The 17724-nt window shown below is 70.0% G+C and carries 14 protein-coding genes; 8 read left to right on the top strand and 6 right to left on the bottom strand.

Going from position 1 to position 17724, the window contains the following annotated elements:
- The first annotated feature begins 6 nt into the window (after positions 1-6).
- The gene (locus AAFO60_RS16780; protein WP_347957371.1) at positions 7-1638 is read left to right on the top strand and encodes an NTF2-like N-terminal transpeptidase domain-containing protein; all 1632 of its coding nucleotides are present in this window, start codon (positions 7-9) and stop codon (positions 1636-1638) included.
- Positions 1639-1650: 12 nt separating this feature from the next.
- Here the strand turns inward: AAFO60_RS16780 and AAFO60_RS16785 are convergent, their stop codons facing one another.
- From AAFO60_RS16785 to trmB, 5 genes are all read right to left on the bottom strand, one after another.
- On the bottom strand, positions 1651-2052 hold the full coding sequence (locus AAFO60_RS16785; RefSeq protein ID WP_347957372.1) for a DUF3054 domain-containing protein: 402 nt from the start codon (positions 2050-2052) through the stop codon (positions 1651-1653).
- A 29-nt stretch (positions 2053-2081) separates the two neighbouring features.
- Positions 2082-3266 carry a lysylphosphatidylglycerol synthase transmembrane domain-containing protein gene (locus AAFO60_RS16790; protein WP_347957373.1) on the bottom strand — a complete coding sequence of 395 codons (1185 nt, stop codon included), beginning with the start codon at positions 3264-3266 and terminating at the stop codon, positions 2082-2084.
- Positions 3267-3300: 34 nt separating this feature from the next.
- Positions 3301-6540, bottom strand: a complete 3240-nt coding sequence (locus AAFO60_RS16795) for an MMPL family transporter (RefSeq protein ID WP_347957374.1) — start codon at positions 6538-6540, stop codon at positions 3301-3303.
- Positions 6541-6634: 94 nt separating this feature from the next.
- Positions 6635-7288, bottom strand: coding sequence for an NYN domain-containing protein (locus AAFO60_RS16800; protein ID WP_347957375.1), 654 nt, complete (start codon positions 7286-7288; stop codon positions 6635-6637).
- Positions 7285-8082 (bottom strand): tRNA (guanosine(46)-N7)-methyltransferase TrmB, encoded by a 798-nt coding sequence (gene trmB, locus AAFO60_RS16805; protein WP_347957376.1) that lies wholly within the window; start codon positions 8080-8082, stop codon positions 7285-7287. The genes AAFO60_RS16800 and trmB overlap by 4 nt, the downstream gene beginning before the upstream one ends.
- A 181-nt stretch (positions 8083-8263) precedes the next feature.
- Here trmB and AAFO60_RS16810 point away from each other — a divergent pair, with 181 nt between their 5' ends.
- The 7 genes from AAFO60_RS16810 (at position 8264) to AAFO60_RS16840 (ending at position 16632) form a co-directional block, all read left to right on the top strand.
- Positions 8264-9043, top strand: a complete 780-nt coding sequence (locus AAFO60_RS16810) for a hypothetical protein (protein ID WP_347957377.1) — start codon at positions 8264-8266, stop codon at positions 9041-9043.
- Entirely contained in the window at positions 9040-10212 is a 1173-nt protein-coding gene (locus AAFO60_RS16815; RefSeq protein WP_347957378.1) for a hypothetical protein, read from the top strand. The genes AAFO60_RS16810 and AAFO60_RS16815 overlap by 4 nt, the downstream gene beginning before the upstream one ends.
- A gap of 98 nt (positions 10213-10310) precedes the next feature.
- A complete protein-coding gene (locus tag AAFO60_RS16820; RefSeq protein WP_347957379.1) occupies positions 10311-10604 on the top strand; it encodes a DUF6802 family protein in 294 nt (97 codons plus the stop codon).
- 117 nt (positions 10605-10721) lie between these two features.
- Positions 10722-12548 carry a phosphoenolpyruvate carboxykinase (GTP) gene (locus tag AAFO60_RS16825; protein ID WP_347957380.1) on the top strand — a complete coding sequence of 609 codons (1827 nt, stop codon included), beginning with the start codon at positions 10722-10724 and terminating at the stop codon, positions 12546-12548.
- Positions 12549-12707: 159 nt separating this feature from the next.
- Positions 12708-13505, top strand: a complete 798-nt coding sequence (locus AAFO60_RS16830; protein WP_347957381.1) for an ABC transporter ATP-binding protein — start codon at positions 12708-12710, stop codon at positions 13503-13505.
- 3 nt (positions 13506-13508) lie between these two features.
- Complete coding sequence (locus tag AAFO60_RS16835) at positions 13509-16094, top strand: ABC transporter permease (RefSeq protein WP_347957382.1); 2586 nt, start codon at positions 13509-13511, stop codon at positions 16092-16094.
- Between the two features lie 34 nt (positions 16095-16128).
- On the top strand, positions 16129-16632 hold the full coding sequence (locus tag AAFO60_RS16840) for a hypothetical protein (protein WP_347957383.1): 504 nt from the start codon (positions 16129-16131) through the stop codon (positions 16630-16632).
- Positions 16633-16915: 283 nt separating this feature from the next.
- Here the strand turns inward: AAFO60_RS16840 and AAFO60_RS16845 are convergent, their stop codons facing one another.
- Positions 16916-17710 carry a class I SAM-dependent methyltransferase gene (locus tag AAFO60_RS16845; protein WP_347957384.1) on the bottom strand — a complete coding sequence of 265 codons (795 nt, stop codon included), beginning with the start codon at positions 17708-17710 and terminating at the stop codon, positions 16916-16918.
- Between the last annotated feature and the right edge of the window lie 14 nt (positions 17711-17724).

Below are 17724 nucleotides of genomic sequence, written 5' to 3' on the forward strand. Positions count from 1 at the left end.
GTGACTATGGGTATTCGGGGTCGATCGACTGCGGTCGCACTCATCGCTGCGCTGGTCACCGCCCTCGCTCTGGTGTCGTGCTCGTCCGACGGGGAGACGGACGCCTCACGTGCGGTCACCGCGTTCGCGGAGGCGATGGCACGCCAGGACACGCAGGGGGCCGCCGAGATGACGACGTCGCCGAGCCAGGCGGCCGAGGCGCTGGGCGTGACCTTCGCGGGCATGCATGCGCGCGAAGTGTCGGTGGACACCGGCAGACTGGTGGAGTACAGCGACGGCAGCGCCTCGTTCACGCTGAACACGAAGTGGACGTGGGCCGGGGATCATTCGTTCGAGACCAAGACCTCCGGATCCGCGCGACGCCTGTCGGCGGGCTGGAAGGTGCAGTGGGATCCCGGCCTGCTGTACACCGGCCTCACCGCCGACGGCCGCCTGCAGGAGATCCGGACCGATGCGACCCCGGCGCCGACCGTCCGCAGCACCAGCGGCAAGCCGTTCATGCAGATCGAGCCGGTCAACCAGATCATCGTCGACCCGGCCGCCACGAAGAACCTCGACAAGACCGTCCGGGCGGTGGTCGACGCGGTCGCGCCGGTCGCGCCGATGGTCACCGTCAAGGCGGTCGACGACCGGCTCGCCGCCGCGCAGGGCCGGGAGATCGTGGCTGTCACGCTCCGCGACCCCGACATGGCGATGCTCACCGCCGACCCGTCCCGGATCGCGGGCGTCACCGTCAACAAGACCGGCATGCTGGTGATGACCGACAGACGCCTGTCGACGCCGCTGAGCGCGGGCCTGACCAACTACTGGAATGCGATCCGCGACGCCACCGCGGGCTGGCAGGTGCAGATGGTCGTGCCCGGCACCCCGCCGCAGAAGCTCGCGGGCCGGCAGGACGGCCCCGGCCCCGATGTGAACACCACGATCGATCAGAACGAGCAGCTCACCCTCGGCGACGTCGCGGTGGAGGTGGCGCAGCCGGCCACCATCATGACGCTCGACGCCGACACCGGTGCGATTCTGGCGATGGCGCAGAACGACGCCGCCGCCAAACGGAAGATCGACGCCGGGACCGCATACCCGGTCGGCAGCACCCTGGATCCGGTCTTCGGCGCGATCGACGCCGCAGGCAAGGGCGGTGATCGGGGGACGGCCGAGACGGTGCTGCACTCGCTCGGGCTCGGCGTGCAGTTCACCGCGCCCGGGGTGAGTCTGCCCGCAGGGGGTGCGCCGAAGGTCACCGCGGCCGCTTATCACCCCCAGGACTTCACCGCGTCGATGATGAACATGGCCGCCCTCGGAGTGGCGTTGGAGCGATCGGCGTCGGGCAAGGACGGCGCGGCGCCCTACGTGATCAAGGGGACGCAGACCAAGATCGCGGGCGGGCAGCTGGGCAGACTCGACGACGCCGTCGTCCGGCAGATCCGGGCGTCGATGACGACCACGGCCAAGACCGGCGACGCGAGTGACCTGACGGGGGCTCCGGGTCTGCGCGCACTGGTCGGCACCAACGGTCCGCAGGGGCCGGGATGGTTCCTGGGCGTGCAGGGCGGCAAGGTGATCGTGATCTACTGCGAGGGCGACAAGTCCGGCACCGCGGCCCTGCAGGTGGCGCAGAAGTACTTCAAGACGAAGTGAGGGCGGTGCGGGTCACGCGCGACGAGCGATCAGCAGGGCCACCGCGCGCCAGCCGAGCAGGAGCAGACCGGTCGCCAGGGTGGCGACGACGATGAACGACGCCGCGGTGCCCTGACCGGCGATCACCCGCAGCACCATGCCGCAGGCCACCGTCGACACCCACACGATCACGCCCGCGGGCCAGAGGGCGGCCGGAACGAGGTCGCGGCCACGAGCGACGGCGGCCGCGATCGCCCACCCGATCGCCGCGCCCGCCACGAACGGCCACAGCGTGCTCAGGAAACCGCTGACCGAGGCGGCCTCGTCGTGGTTGTTGCGACCGATCGCCACGAAGACGCCGATCGCGACGAGATCGGCGACGACCGGGAGGGCGAGGCGGCGTGCGGCCGTCGGGGCGGGGGAGGAGACGCTCATGCTTCCACGGTAGTGGTCGGTGCGGGGCTTCACCGATCCCGTGTGTCGGGTCTCTCGTCGGTGTCATCCGGGCGCGGCGGCGACTCGGGATCGGGGAGCGACGTCGGGTCGATCACCGGATTCTTGACCGTGGTGTCCTCGGCGAGCTCGTCGTCGAGCGTACGGCCGGACTTGAAGCTGCCGCGGTACCGGACGGCGATCACCGCCCAGCCCGCGAGCGTCACGATGACATAGCTCACGATCCGGTAGATGACGACCGCGGTGACGGCGTCGGCGGTGGGCATCCCCGCGGAGACGAGCGCGGCCACCAGCACGCCGTCGACCACGCCGATGCCCGCGGGCAGCAGCGGGACCGCGGTGCCGACGGCCTTGCCCGCCGCGTAGGCGACCATCAGCCCCGGAATCGAGGGATGGGCGTCGACCGCGTAGCAGGCCGCGGCCAGACACGCGACGTCGGCGATCCAGTTGAACAGGCTCCAACCGAAGGCCTCGGTGGCGTTGCGACGATCGAGCTTGACCGCTTGGAGCTGGGTCATGATCTGGTGCAGCTTATCGGCGCCGTACTCCGAGGGCTTGTCGCGGACCCGGTTGAACCAGGAGAGCAGCCGGGCGGCGATGGTCTCCAGGACGAGCGGGTGGCTGGCCATGTACTGCACGACCGCCACGAAGACGACGAACGCCGCGACGCTGAAGATGACCGAGAAGGGGCTGGTCTTGGCGCCGGCCAGCAGCGCTCCGCCCAGACCGAGCAGGGCGAGTCCGGCTCCGGCGAGCAGCCCGGACATCACCAGCTGCCAGGAGGCGACGACCGGTGAGGCCCCCCAGCGGCGGCTCTCGCGATAGATGAACGCCGGTGCCAGCACCTGTCCGCCGGGCATGGTCTGCGACACCGAGTTGGAGGCCAGGATGACGGCCAGCGACTCGCGCTGTCGCACGTGCACTCCGGCGGACCGCATCAGCACGCGCTGCACCTGCGCGTAGCTGTCCATCGACAGTGCTGCGGCGACGATCGAGAGCAGCACCCACGCCCAGCGCAGGTCGCCGATCTTCGCCCAGGCCTGCGCGAGCGTCGGCCAGATCAGCACCGCTTCGACCGTCAGGATGGTCACGACGACGGCGATCAGCACCCAGCGGAGGCGCCGCCGCCAAGGTCGCGAGGACGTCGGGCCGTGCGGCCGGTCCTCGGCGACGTCGTCGGCGTCGTCGTCAGGCATGGGGTCCAGCCTAACCGTCGAGTAGGAACCTGACCTATTCGTCGTCGGACTGCTGGGCCCGACTGCGACGAAGCAGGTCCTGCACGCTGATCTGACTGTCGGACCGTTCGCGGCCCGAACGCAGCTCCCGCGACGGCGCCTGCGGGGTGGTCGACGCGGCTGCGGGCGGGGACGCCGGTGCCTGCGCGGGTGGCGGTGTCGGTGCCTGCGGCGGGGTCGGCGCGGGAGCCGCGGGTTTGCGGGCCTCCGACGGCGCCGGGGCGGGCGGGCGCGGCGGCGTCGTCGGCCGCACCTGGGGCGCAGGTCGCGCCGGGGTCGCCGGGCGCGACGTGGTCGTCGGTTGTGCCGGGGTCGTCGGGTGGGACGGCGGCACCTGGTCGGCGACCACCTGGCGCGGCGGCACCCGTCGCGGGGCCGGCGCGCCGATGGGCCGGCGCCCGGTCGGCGGCCCGGCGGGTGCGCCCGGACCAGGCCGGGGCACGACCACCGGCAGCGCACCGCTGGTCGGGGTGACCGGTCCGCGGGCGGCGGGCCGCGCCTGCGGCGCCTGCGCGGGCGGCGGACCCTGTCGCTGGGGCCGAGGCTGCGCACCGGTCGGGGCGGGTGCTGAGTTCTGCGGCGGCGCGGCGGGACGGGGACGCTGGTCGGTTCCGGTCTGCCGGACCCCGCCCAATCCGAGCTTCCACGAACCGGTGTCCGGACCGGAGTCGCGGACTCCCGGGCGAGTGGTCGGCGGTGCGACGGTGGCGTCGTCGACCAGTTCGTCGAGGGTGCTGTCGGCGGTCGGCTGCGGACCGCTGTCGGTCCGGCCGCCCGCGGTGCCCACGGCGGAACGCCGTCCGGTCGGTTCGGCGCGACGTCGTCCGGTCGGCTCGGCGCGCCCGGCGACGGGGCGGGCGGTCGCCGCGGCCATCGGCATCGCCGTCGTCGGGGCCTCGGCCGCGGCCACCACCCCGCCCGAGGTGCCCTCGCCGTGCGTCAGGAAGTAGTCGGGGCGCTTGTCTTCCGGTTCGTCCTCCAGGATCGTCTCGCCCAGGCCGATCTTCTGCTGCAGCCGCTGCATCCAGCGCGGCGACCACCAGCAGTCGTCGCCGAGCAGCTTCATGATCGACGGCACCAGCAGCATGCGGATGACCGTCGCGTCCAGGATCAGCGCGGCGATCATGCCGTAGGCGATGTACTTCATCATCACGATCTCCGACAGGCCGAAGGCGCCGGTGACGACGACCAGGATCGCGGCGGCGGCGGTGATGATCCGCCCGGTGTGGGCGGTGCCGACCCGAATCGCCTCGGTGGTCGAGGCGCCCTGCTGGCGGGCCTCCACCATCCGCGACAGCAGGAAGATCTCGTAGTCGGTCGACAATCCGTAGATGATCGCGATGATCAGCACGAGCACGGCGGCGAACAGCGGGCCGGGCGTGAAGTCGGCGATCGACGAGCCGTGCCCGTCGATGAAGATCCAGGTCAGAATGCCGAGCGTGGATCCCAGGCCCAGCGCCGTCATCAGCGCGGCCTTGATCGGGAGGATGATCGAACCGAACGCCAGGAACATCAACAGACCGGTGACGAGCACCAGCAGAATCGCCATCAGCGGCAGCCGTTGGATCAGCGAGTCGATGGAGTCCTGAGTCAGCGCCGGTGTGCCTGCGACGTAGACGCGCAGGCCCTGCTTGTCGATCGCCCGCAGTTCCTTGATGGCCTCGGGGGCGGTGTTGCGGTCGACCAGGCCGGCCGACATCTGGGTGACGCCCAGCCCGTTCTGCTCGTCGCCGTAGATGCCCTCGAGGGCGCCGCCGTCGGCGGTCGGCGAGAACGGTCGGGTGAAGCCGGGGATCTTGTTCGCCTCGTCGGCGATGCGCTGGATCTTGGCGGCGGCGTCCTCGGTGTTCTGGTCGTAGACGACGACCAGTTTCAGGTCCTCGGTGCGCTCGGCGGGGAAGTGCTTGTCGAAGGCCTCCTGCGCCACCCGGTTCGGGTGGTCGGGCGGCAGGTAGGCCTCGCTCATTCCGCCGAAGGCGATGTTCCCGAACGGGATGATCAGCGCCAGCAGCAGCAGGACCGTCGGCGCCGCGGTCTTGACCGGGTGCTGCATCACCCAACCGGCGAGCCGACCCCAGAAGCCGCTCTCCACCTCCTCGCGGGTCTTGGACCGGCGCAGGAACGGGAGCCCGAGGGCGTCGATGCGCGTGCCGAGGATCGCCAGAATGGCGGGCAGCACGGTGATCGACAGCACCGCGGCCAAGCCGACCGAGGCGATGGCGCCGTACGCGACGGACTTGAGGAAGGCCTGCGGGAACATCAACAGGCAGGCCAGCGCCGCGACGATGATCGTCGCGGAGAAGACGACCGTCTGACCGGCGGTCATCACAGTTCTTCGGACGGCGGCCTTGACCGTATAGCCTTCGGCCAGCTCCTCGCGGAATCTGCTCACGATGAACAGGCCGTAGTCGATGGCGATGCCGAGTCCGATCAGGGTGACGACCGACTGGGCGAAGATGTTGAGCTCGGTGAGCTGGGCCAGCACCTTCATGATGCCGAGCGAACCGGCGATGGTCAGACCGCCGATGAACACCGGCAGGATCGCGGCCACGACGCCGCCGAAGACGAAGAAGAGCATGATCGCGACCACCGGCAGGGCGATCAGCTCGGCCCGTTTGATGTCGTCTTCCATGCCCTTGCTCATCGCGGCGGCGACCGGCTGCAGACCGGCCAGCTGGAACTGCGTTCCGGGCAGGTCGTAGCGCTGGGCCAGGCCGTCGAAGAAGGGCTCGATGGTCTTGTAGTTGTTCAGGATGGACGTGTCGTCGTCACCGGCGACGCCGATGGAGACGAAGCCGTGCTTGCGGTCGGGCGTCCACATCCGCTCCTGTTTGATCTGCGCGGCGGTCGCGCCGGCGGCGCCGCCGCCGGTGTCGAACGGATCGATGATGCCCGCGTGGCCGGATCCGCTCTCCCGGCTGACGATGTCCGGGTGCTCCTTGACCAGGTCGTCGACGATGGATTCGATCTTGACGCGGAACGCCGGATCGTCGACCTTGGTGCCCGGCGGCGGGGTGATCAGCAGGATGACGTCGGACTTGTGGTCGCGCCCCAGCGCCTGGTCGGCGACGAGTGAGCCGGACACCGACTCGGACGTGGGATCGAACCACCCGCTCTGGGACAGGTACTGCGGCAGGTTGATGCCGTAGAGTCCCAGACCGCCCATCAGCGCGACGAGGACGGCGATGACGGTGTAGCGCATTCGGTAGACGAATGAGCCGATGGATCCGAACACGCCGGTGTCCTTCCTACTTGCGGGTACCGAAAGTGCGATTGTCTCAGCCTTAACTGAGAGAATGCGACCGTGGATTCAGCTTTGCGGGTGCACGCTACTTGAGAAGCGCCGACAGCGGGCGGAACGGGGTGAGCCAGGCGCCCTCGTCCGGAAGCGAGTCGAGACTGATCCGCGGCAGCGGCTCGCGGAACACGCCGGGGATCTCCTCGAGATCGATGAACTCGATCTCTTCGCAGGTCAGCGCCCAGCTGGCGTGCTCGCGGAAGCCGATGACGGTGACCGGCACACCCTCGGCGGCGATCTCCAGGAGAGGCTCGCGGAAGGCCTGTCCGTCCGCTGAGGCGACGATCACCCCGGCGAGTCCGGGAGTGTGTCGTCGCACTTGGATGTGGTCGAGCATGTCGGCGTCGACATCGCTGTCGTCGGTCAGCTTCGGCTTGGCGAACACTGCATAGCCGACGTTCCGCAGCGCCTCCACCCACGGTCGCACCACGTCGGCGCTGCCCGGCACGATGTTGGTGAAGACCGTGGCCTCCGGTTCGACCTCGGTGCGCAGGGTCGCCGCGAGGGTGGCGTTGCGTTTGAGGATCCAGCGGCCGAGGGCGTCGAAGCGGGGACGGTGCGCGGCGGTGGGGCGGCCGCCGAGGATGCCGCCCAGGCCCATGTCCATGTTCGGCGCGTCCCAGACCAGGAGCAGCCGGCGGGACGGGCTGGTGCCCGCGATCGTCTGGGAGAACTCCGGGCTCATTCCTGCTCCTTCGCTGCCTCGCCCGATTCCCCGCGGGGGCGTTTGGGCAGTGGTTTGACGTAGACGAACTCGTTGACGCCGCGGCCCTCGGTCTGTGCGCGGCCCTCGAACTTGGTGGTGGGGCGCTCCAGCAGGATCGGGGAGTCGAAGGTCAGCGGGACCACGTGCGGGCGGTCGGGGCGCTGCGTCGCCAGCAACTCGGCGATCCACAGCGCGTAGTCGGCGTGATCGGTCGCGATGTGCAGGACCCCGCCGGGCTTGAGCCGGTCGGCGATCAGCTCGATCGTGCCGGACTGCAGGAACCGGCGCTTGTGGTGCCGCGACTTGGGCCACGGGTCCGGGAAGAAGACCCGGACGCCGGTCAACGAGTCGGGGGCCACGAGCTCGGTCAGCACCACGGTGGCGTCGCCGCGGATCATGCGGACGTTGGTCAGACCCGCGCGGTCGACCAGCCCGACCAGCTGGGCCAGACCCGGCTGATAGACCTCGACGGCGACGACGTCGGCGTCCGGCTCGGCTTCGGCCATCGCCGCCGTCGAGATGCCGGTTCCGCTGCCGACCTCGACGATGAGGGGTGCCTCGCGCCCGAACCAGGCCTCGGCGTCCAGCGGCGGCTCGTCTGTTCGGTCGGGGCCGGTGCGCAGATCGCGGCCGAGCTGCGGCCATAGACTCTCCCAGTTGCGCTGCTGACCCGCGGTCAGCGTCCCCCGCCGAAAGCGGAAGCTGGTCACCCTCGGATAGAGGCGTGAGCGGTCGGTATCGGGCGACGATCCCTCGGCGGCGTCGGTATTCACACGTCTATGGTGGCCTATTTCTGCTGCTCGCTCACAATAGACACCCCTGAACCGGCCGATTCGCGTCCGATTCCGTCGACCGCCGCATCGATGTCGGACCTGCGCGGTAGGTTCTCAGTCAACACAGCCGTCTCGGGGGAGATGGGCCCTTTCGGGCAGGTGTACGGGGGAGGTGTGCGGGGTGGTCGACGGACGTATCGCGGCGGTCGCCGATGTCGTCATCGCGGTCAGCGGATTGCCGGGGGCCGGGAGCACGACGATGCGAGCGTCGCTGGCGGCGCGTTTCGGAGTCCAGACGACCGGTCTCGAGGTCGAGGCGACCGGATCCGGGATCGAGAAGGTCGCGCGTCGTCCGGGCGACGCCCCGGTACCGCCGGACCTCGAACTCCGAGTGATCGGCGCCCAGCTGCGCGCCGCCGATAGGGCTGCGATCGCCGCCGCCGACGTCCCGGTCGTCGTGGTGGCGGGCAAGGCCGACACCCGGCCGGCGGCCGCGGAGCAGGCGCGGGCGGCGGCCCGCGAACTGGGGCGTCCGGTGGTTGCGGTGTCCGGGCTGTTGGCGGGAGCGACGATCGGCCGCGCCGACCTCGACGCTCTGCGACGGTGGCACCGCGACGGGATCTCGGTGCCCGTGGCGGCGGCCGCCTTCGCCGAGGAGGCCGGCGCCGACCGGAACGAACAGCGGCTTCGTGCGCAGTTGCTGGCACGGCTGGGCCGGAGCGGCTTGACCGCGGCCGTCGCGACGGTCGGCAGGCACCCCGCGGTCGACGAGGCCGGCCTGGCCGCGCACCTGCACGCGATGAGCGGAATCGACGCGCTGATCGCGCCGATCGTCGCGGCAGCGCCTGTGATCGCCGCGCGGCGTCGGGTGCGGCGCCTGGCCGGACTGAGGCTGCTCGCGGCGCGCGGCTTCGACCGCGCGGCGGCCGAAGCCCGCCTGGCGCGGGAGTCGGTGCGATGACCCTGGTGGTGGCGGGCACGGCGGGAGCCGAACCGGCGGCGCTGGCCGACGCGCTGCGTGCGGGCGGATGGTCGGGGGAGATTGCGGTGGTCGAGCGGCCGGCGCAACTGGCCGCCCATCCCGGCCCCATCGACGCGGCGATACTCGCGTTGGACTCGTCGATGCCCGCCTCGCACGAGGAGGAGGCGCTGCTGGCCGAACTCGGTCGGCGCGCGATTCCCACTGCCCTGACGGCGTGCCGAGTCGATGCCTTTCCCGCGTGGCCGCAAGCGGTCGCCGTGTCTCGGACGATGCTCGACCCCGGTCGACGGCTGCCGTTGTTCGCGGTCGCGACGGTCTTGGCCGACGTGCCCGGCGCGGCCTCGGGCGTCGACGATCTCGTCGACTGGTGCCGGGAGCCTCCGAAGCTCGCAGTCCCCGATCCCGCAGTCCCCGATCCCGCAGTTCCCGACACTGCAGTCCCCGATTCAGCGGGCCGGCCGGCAATCGGGACCGACGCACGGGCACCACGGGCCGTACCCGGGCCGGGCCGCGCCGATCGAGTGGCCGGGTTGCGGGCGGGTGTGGTCGCCACCCGTGCCGAACTGGTCACGGCGGTGCGGACGGCGACGACCGACCTCGGCGTCACGATCGCCGAGACGGAACCGGCCGCGGGCTTCGAGGACTGGCTGCGGGGGGTGCTCGACGAACTCGATCGGCGCGTGATGGCGACCGCCGTGCACCGACTCGACCAGGTCTGCGGCGTCGCGACCCGCGGATCGGCCGGGGCGGCGATGACCGTAGGTCCGGTGCGCGCGCCCCAGACGGGTGCCGAACCGGCACCCGCACCGCCGCCGGCCGGCCGTCGGTCCGAGGACCTGATGGTGATTCTGGTCGGGGCCTCGCTCGGTTTCGGCGTCGGCCGGATGGTCATCGCGCCGGCGCTGCACTGGGCCGGGTTCGGGGTGGCGGGCACGGTCTTGTCGATCGCGGCAGGCCTGCTGCTGGCGTGCTGGGTGGTGCTCGTCCGCCGGACCGGCACGCATCGTGCGCAGTTGCACCGGTGGGCGGCCGCGACGGTCGCCGCCCGGCGCGCGGGGCTGGAATACCGGATCGGCGCCTATGCCGCCGCCGTCGAGGCCCAGTGCGGCCGAGCGATCTGGGCGGGCGACCGGGCGGGGCAGATCTGATGGATTCCATGGACGGACTGCCCCCGGAGTGCGGCGGAGAAAGTGAAGATGGTCTCATCTCCGGGGCCGACGGGCTCGCGCCCGGGCACAATTGGAGTATGGGCTGCGACACGTCGGACGATGTCTGTGCCGAAGTTCACGACAATCTCTGGTGGTACGCGGACGGCATGGCGTGGGACCTCGGTCCGGCCGAGTTCGACGCCGACGGGGACGGCCGATCCGACTCGCTGACCAGTGACGTTGACGGGGCGCCCGCGGTATTGACCGACACGGACGGCGACGGCCGCGTCGACCGGATGTCTGTGCTGTATCCCGATGGCCGGGTCGGTGGCGGGTCCCTCGACCGAGCGGGGATGCCGTGGCGTCCGACGGCGGTCGGACGGATCGACTGAAAGGTCTGCTAACGGGCCGCGGGTTCAAGCCGCACCTTATTCCGCGTATCCTGGGGCCAGTATGCGCCCAGTCACCCTTGTGCGCAGGCAACCGTGAGTTTCGATGAGGAGATCCGCATGACCGCTGCGACCATTCCGGGCATCGAGCCCGGAAGCGCCCCCACCAACCACGCCGGGCTGATCGCCTGGGTGGCCGAGGTTGCCGAACTGACGCAGCCCGACCGGGTGGTCTGGTCGGACGGCAGCGACGAGGAGTGGGATCGGCTCACGGCGCAGCTCGTCGAAGCCGGCACCATCGTCAAGCTGAACGACGAGCGCAAGCCCAACTCGTTCCTGGCCCTGTCCGACCCCGCCGACGTCGCGCGCGTCGAGTCCCGGACCTTCATCTGCAGCGAGACCGAAGAGGCTGCGGGCCCGACCAACAACTGGGTGGCGCCCGACGAGATGCGCGCCACGATGACCGACCTGTACCGCGGCTGCATGCGCGGCCGCACGATGTACGTCATCCCGTTCTGCATGGGACCGCTCGGCTCCGACGATCCCAAGCTGGGCATCGAGATCACCGACTCCGAGTACGTCGTGCTGTCGATGCGCGTGATGACCCGCGTGGGACCGAAGGTGCTCGAAGCGCTCGGCGACGACCGCTTCTTCGTCAAGGCCCTGCACTCGGTCGGCGCCCCGCTGGCGGCCGGTCAGTCCGACGTCGCGTGGCCCTGCAACGACGAGAAGTACATCGTCCACTTCCCCGAGGACCGCGTCATCTGGTCGTACGGGTCGGGCTACGGCGGCAACGCGCTGCTGGGCAAGAAGTGCTACGCGCTGCGCATCGCCTCGGCGATGGCGCACGACGAGGGCTGGCTGGCCGAGCACATGCTCATCCTGAAGCTCATCAGCCCGGAGGACAAGGTCTACTACGTCGCCGCGGCGTTCCCGTCGGCCTGCGGCAAGACCAACCTCGCGATGATCGATCCCACGCTTGAAGGCTGGCGTGCCGAGACCGTCGGTGACGACATCGCCTGGATGCGGTTCGGTGAGGACGGCCGCCTGTACGCGGTGAACCCCGAGTTCGGCTTCTTCGGCGTCGCTCCCGGCACCAGCCACGACTCGAACCCGACCGCGATGAAGACCATCGAGGCCGGCAACACCATCTACACCAACGTCGCGCGCACCGACGACGGCGACATCTGGTGGGAGGGCATCGACGGCGACGCTCCGGCGCACCTGATCGACTGGCACGGCAACGACTGGACGCCCGAGTCCGGCACCAAGGCCGCCCACCCGAACTCGCGCTACTGCACGCCGATGTCGCAGTGCCCGACCCTCGCCCCCGAATGGGACGACCCGCAGGGCGTGCCGATCTCGGCGATCCTGTTCGGCGGCCGCCGCAAGACCACCGTTCCGCTGGTCACGCAGGCCCGCGACTGGGAGCACGCAGTGTTCATGGGCGCGACCGTCGGCTCCGAGCAGACCGCCGCCGCCGAGGGCAAGGTCGGCACCGTCCGCCGCGACCCGATGGCGATGCTGCCCTTCCTCGGCTACCACGTCGGCGACTACTTCGCCCACTGGCTGAGCATCGGCCGCAAGGAGGGCGCTCAGCTGCCCGCCGTCTTCTACGTCAACTGGTTCCGCCGCGGCGAAGACGGCCGCTTCCTGTGGCCGGGCTTCGGCGAGAACAGCCGCGTCCTGAAGTGGATGGTCGACCGCATCGAGGGCAACGTGCAGGGCGTCGAGACCGCCATCGGCACCGTCGCCGCCCCGGGCGAACTGGACCTGACCGGGCTCGAAGGTGCCGAGGCCGACCTGGTCGAGGCGCTCGCGGTCGACAACGCCGAGTGGCGCGAGGAGATCCCGACCATCGAAGAGTGGTTCGACTTCGTCGGCAAGGACAAGCTGCCCGCCGAACTCGCCGCTCAGCTCGAGGAGCTCCGCAGCCGACTCGGCTGATCCCCGAGACGAGCAGATCGAGACAGGCCCGACCGGGATTCCGGTCGGGCCTGTCTCGTCGTCGGACCCCGGAGCGGGCGGGTGTGGAACTTCTCTCTGATCGTCCGATTCGGGGTGGTCCCTGATGCGCGCGGGCCGCCGTTCTGACACGGTTGTTCCATGACAGCAACAGCAGCGGCAGGAAAGCACGCGATGGTGGCGGCCCGAGCAGACGACGTGGTCAAGACCTACGGCAGCGGCGACACCCTCGTGCACGCCCTCCGCGGCGTGTCGATCGGTTTCCGGGCGGGCGAGTTCACGGCGATCATGGGACCGTCGGGTTCGGGCAAGTCGACCCTGATGCACTGCCTGGCCGGACTCGACACGGTCAGCAGCGGCAAGGTCCAGATCGGCGACGTCGAACTGATCGGACTGTCGGACAAGAACATGACGAAGCTGCGGCGCGACCGGATCGGCTTCGTCTTCCAGGCGTTCAACCTGGTGCCGACCCTGACGGCCGAGGAGAACATCACCCTGCCGCAGGGCATCGCCGGGCGCGACGTGGACCGCGAATGGTTCGACACCGTCGTCGACCGACTCGGGATCCGGGACCGTCTGTCCCACCGCCCCAGCGAACTGTCGGGCGGGCAGCAGCAGCGCGTGGCCTGCGCGCGCGCCCTGGTGGGACGCCCGGACATCATCTTCGGCGACGAGCCGACCGGCAATCTGGATTCGCGGTCCTCCGGCGAGGTGCTGGCGATCCTGCGGGCGGCGACCGACGAGTTCAACCAGACCGTCGTGATCGTCACGCACGACCCCCGCGCGGCGTCGTACGCCGACCGGGTGGTCTTCCTCGCCGACGGCCAGATCGTCCGGGAACTGCAGCGGCCGTCGGCCGATGACGTCTTCGAAGTCATGCGCACCCTCGACGACCGGCCGCAGCAGTCGGACCCGTCCGGGGCCGGCGAGGGGAACTGATCGATGGCGTCGAATGTCATGCGCAAGGTCTCCCTGCGGAGCCTTGCGTCCCACAAGATCCGACTCATCCTCACCGTCTTCTCGGTGGTGCTCGGAACGAGTTTCGTCGCGGGGGCGGTGATCTTCACCTCGACGGTCTCGGGTGCCTTCAACTCCATCTTCGACAACGTCGCCAAGGGAGTGGCCGTCCAGGTCAGCTCCGCCGAACCGCAGTCGCCGGGCGTCCCGATCACGATCGTCGACGACCTGAAGAAGAACCAGCAGGCCCTCGGGATCGAACGGCTCGCGGTCGGCAACACCGGCCTGGTGACGCTCGCCGACGCCTCGGGTCGTGCGCTGCAGACCGGCGGCGCTCCCAGCGTCGGCATGAGCTACCTGCCGCCCGGCCAGGCGGTCGGCGAAGACGTCACGATCGCCGCGGGCCGCGCGCCCGAGCGGTCGGGCGAGATCGCCGTCAACTCCGAGGCCGCCGACAAGGGCGGCCTGCGGGTCGGCAGCAAGACGAAGGTCGTCATCGGGGCGGGCCTCAGCGCCCCGCTGGAGGTGACCGTCGTCGGGATCACCGACATGCCGTCCTCGACCGGCGGCTACGTCGGAGTCCTGTTCGATCAAGCCACCGCCGCCAAGCTGTTCTCCGACGGCAAGTACGTCTCGACCGTCGATCTGGCCGCCCGCAAGGGCATCTCCGACACCGAACTGCGGGACGCCGTCGACGCCCATCTGACGAAGTTCGTGGCCGCACAGGGCAAGAAGGTCGCGGTCGACAAGCTCTACCAGGTCCGCACCGGGGAGCAGGTGCGAGAGGACCAGAAGAAGAGCATCGAGCAGTTCTTGACCATCTTCCGCTACATCCTGCTGGCCTTCGCCGCGATCGGACTGCTGGTCGGCACGTTCATCATCTACAACACGTTCTCGATGATCGTGGCGCAGCGCAACCGCGAGCTGGCCTTGCTGCGGGCCATCGGCGCCAGCCGGGAGAACGTCTCGCGGTCGGTTCTGCTCGAGGCATTGATCGTCGGCATCGTCGGCGGTGTGATCGGGCTCGGGCTCGGTGTCGGCATCGCGGCCGCGATGCTCGCGTTCACCGCATCGCAGGGCCTGCCGTCCAACGGCCTCGACGTCGGGATCGGCGCCATCGCCTCGGCGATCTTCGTCGGCGTGATCGTGACGCTGCTCAGCGCCTGGATTCCGGCGCGTCGCGCGTCGCGGATCCCGCCGGTGGAGGCGATGCGCGAGAGCACGGTGGAACCCGGCGCGGGCTCGCTGCGGGTCCGCACCCTGGTGGCCGCCGGATTCGGGCTGGTCGCGATCGTCATCCTGGTGATCGGCGGGCTGGGAGAGGGATCCGGGCCGGCACTCGCGGTGGCGGCCGGCGCCCTGCTGGCCGTGATCGCCGTGGTGCTGGGTGCACCCGCGATCTCCAAACCCGTCGTCGGCGCCTTCGGCGCGGTCTTCGAGAAGCCCTTCGGCACCGTCGGGCGGTTGGCGCGCACCAATGCGGTCCGCAACCCTCGCCGCACCGCGGCGACGGCCTTCGCGCTGACGCTGGGGCTGATGCTGGTCGTCGTGATCGGCACCCTCGGATGGTCGTTCAAGGGGACCGTCGACTCGTCGGTCGACACCGGCCTGCGCGCCGATTTCGTGGTGACCGGCACCAACAACATGCCCCTGGCGCTGTCGGTGGTCGACGCGGTCAAGGAGGCCCCCGGCGCGGGGACGGTGGTCGCGCAGGCGTACGGGTTGGCCAAGTACGACGGCCGGGACGTCTACGTCGCCTCGCCGTACGGCGGTTCCATCGACCAGGTCGCGTCCATCGACATCCTGCAGGGCACTTCCTCGCTGACCGGGGACGGCCTGTTGATCAGCGACAGCGTGGCCCGGGACAACAATTGGAAGCTGGGCCAGCAGATCACCTTCACCAGCACCGCGGGCGACGAGGTGCCCACGCGGGTCACCGGCGTGTTCAAGTCCAATGAGGCGATCGCGCCGACCATGGTCGCCTGGGACTCGTACGAGCAGTTGATGCCGGTCGCGATGAAGCGTGCGGCCGGGCCGGTGCTGGTGATCGGCAAACCGGGAGTCGGCGCGGCCACGCTGCGGACCGAGCTGGAGGACGCCACCGCCGACTATCTGACGGCTCAGGTGCAGAACCGGGACCAGTTCAAGAATGCGATCTCCTCGCAGATCGACCAGATGATGGCGACCCTGTACGCGCTGCTGGGCCTGTCCCTGGTGATCGCGGTGCTGGGCATCATCAACACCCTCGCCCTGTCGGTGGTCGAGCGTCGGCAGGAGATCGGCATGCTGCGGGCGGTGGGCATGAGCCGGGCGCAGGTCCGCCGGACCATCTACCTCGAGTCGACGTACATCGCGGTGTTCGGAGCCCTTCTCGGCACGGTGCTGGGACTGGCGATCGGTGTTCCGCTCGTCCGCACCCTGGCGCACTGGGGCCTGCACGGGGTCGTCGTTCCGTGGGGGCTGATCGCCGGGACCCTGGTCGGCGCCGCGGTGGTCGGCGTGATCGCGGCACTGTGGCCGGCGATCACCGCTGCGCGGACCCGTCCACTCGAAGCGATCACCGCCGAATGACGGTGCGCGCGGCCGGGCTGGATACGGTGAAGTCATGAGTAACGGTTCACCGGACGACCGCAGGCGGACCGTCCTCCTGTCTGCGGTCGTCGTCCTCGGGGTCGTCGTGCTGGCGTTGGTCGGCTTCCTGGTGTTCCGGGACAGCTCGGCGCCGCTGCCCGGCAGCGGTTCGACGCCGACGGCACCGGCGACGTCGTCGACGACGGAGACATCGCCGACCTCGACGTCCCGGACCTCCGCCGAGCCGCGGCCGCAGCCGACGGCGACGTCGGTGGCGCCGGGGTCGGTCACCTATCAGCTCACCGGCGACGGCGACGTGGTGGCGTTGGCCTACCGCAACTCGAGCGGTCGGGTGCTGGTCGCGGCCACCGGCACGCCGTGGACGCAACGGACGACGGTCGCCGACCGTGATGTGGAGTTGACCGCGGTGGTCATCCGGGGACCGGTCACCTGCACGATTCTGCAGGGTGACGAACTGGTCTCCTCCAGCACCAGTCACGGCGGTCCGCTGCGGTGCGCCGGACGACTGCCCCGCTGACACCGGTCACGACAGACCCCTCACGACCCGGTCCGGACGCATTCTGCGTCCGGACCGGGTCGCCTCATTTGTGCCCCGCGGCCGCGAAATCGAAAGTCAGTTCGATATTCTCGGCTGTGCATGGTATAGCGACCGCGGCGCCGGTGCGGTTTCCCGTTTTTCCTGGTCGACGAAAGTTTGTCCACAGCGGTTATCCACAATGTGAACGAATTACACACATGTGTTTTCCACAATGTGGATGGATTGCACAAATGTGTTGAGATTCGTTGGCGGGCCTCTGACCTCAGTGTTTGCGTAGGACCATGACCAGATTCGTCGCGCCGAGCTCACGAAGGATCGGAATGTGCACAACCGGCCAACAGAATCTGGGGAGATAACGGGGGATCACCGTCAACAGGTCCGCATCTTTTGTGGATTGCGCCCATCTCAGACCCGCAGCGGCCGTGATCGGAAACAGCGAGACGCCGAACAGGTTCTTGGGCAGTCGGCCCGTCCGACGGAGGTAGCGGCGGGCCGCGCGGTGCCCGCCGAGGTAGTGGGCCAGTCCGGTCTCGTGACCGCCGAAGGGCCCCCACCACAGCGTGTAGCTGATGATGACGATTCCGCCCGGGCGCGTCACGCGGACCATCTCGTCGGCCATCGCCCACGGGGTCGGCGTGTGCTCGGCGACGTTCGAGGAGTAGCAGACGTCGACGCTGCCGGTCCGGAACGGCAGGTGCTCTCCCTGCGCGCGAACGGTCGTCGGCTGCGACAGTCCGGCGGCCGACATCTCGCCGGCGTCCGGTTCGACGGCCAGGTATCGGGCACCGCGGTCGGCGAAGGCGTCGGCGAAGAAGCCGGGACCGCCGCCCACATCGAGGACGGCGGCACCCTCGAGTCCGGCGGTCCAGTCGGCCGGCAGCAGTCCGGCCACCATGTCCGCGGTGTCCCGGGCCAGCGCCGCGTAGAAGCGTGAGGGCTCGGACTGTTCGTACCCGAACTCCCGCAGCAACCGCACCGAACGACCGACGGTCGCGTGCCGGGCGAACGGAACGGGGTGGGAGCGCGGACGGCGGAATGGCATCCGGAAGGGCGGCATCCAGTCAGCGTCGC

The sequence above is a fragment of the Gordonia aichiensis genome (assembly GCF_039946255.1).
GTDB lineage: Bacteria > Actinomycetota > Actinomycetes > Mycobacteriales > Mycobacteriaceae > Gordonia > Gordonia aichiensis_A.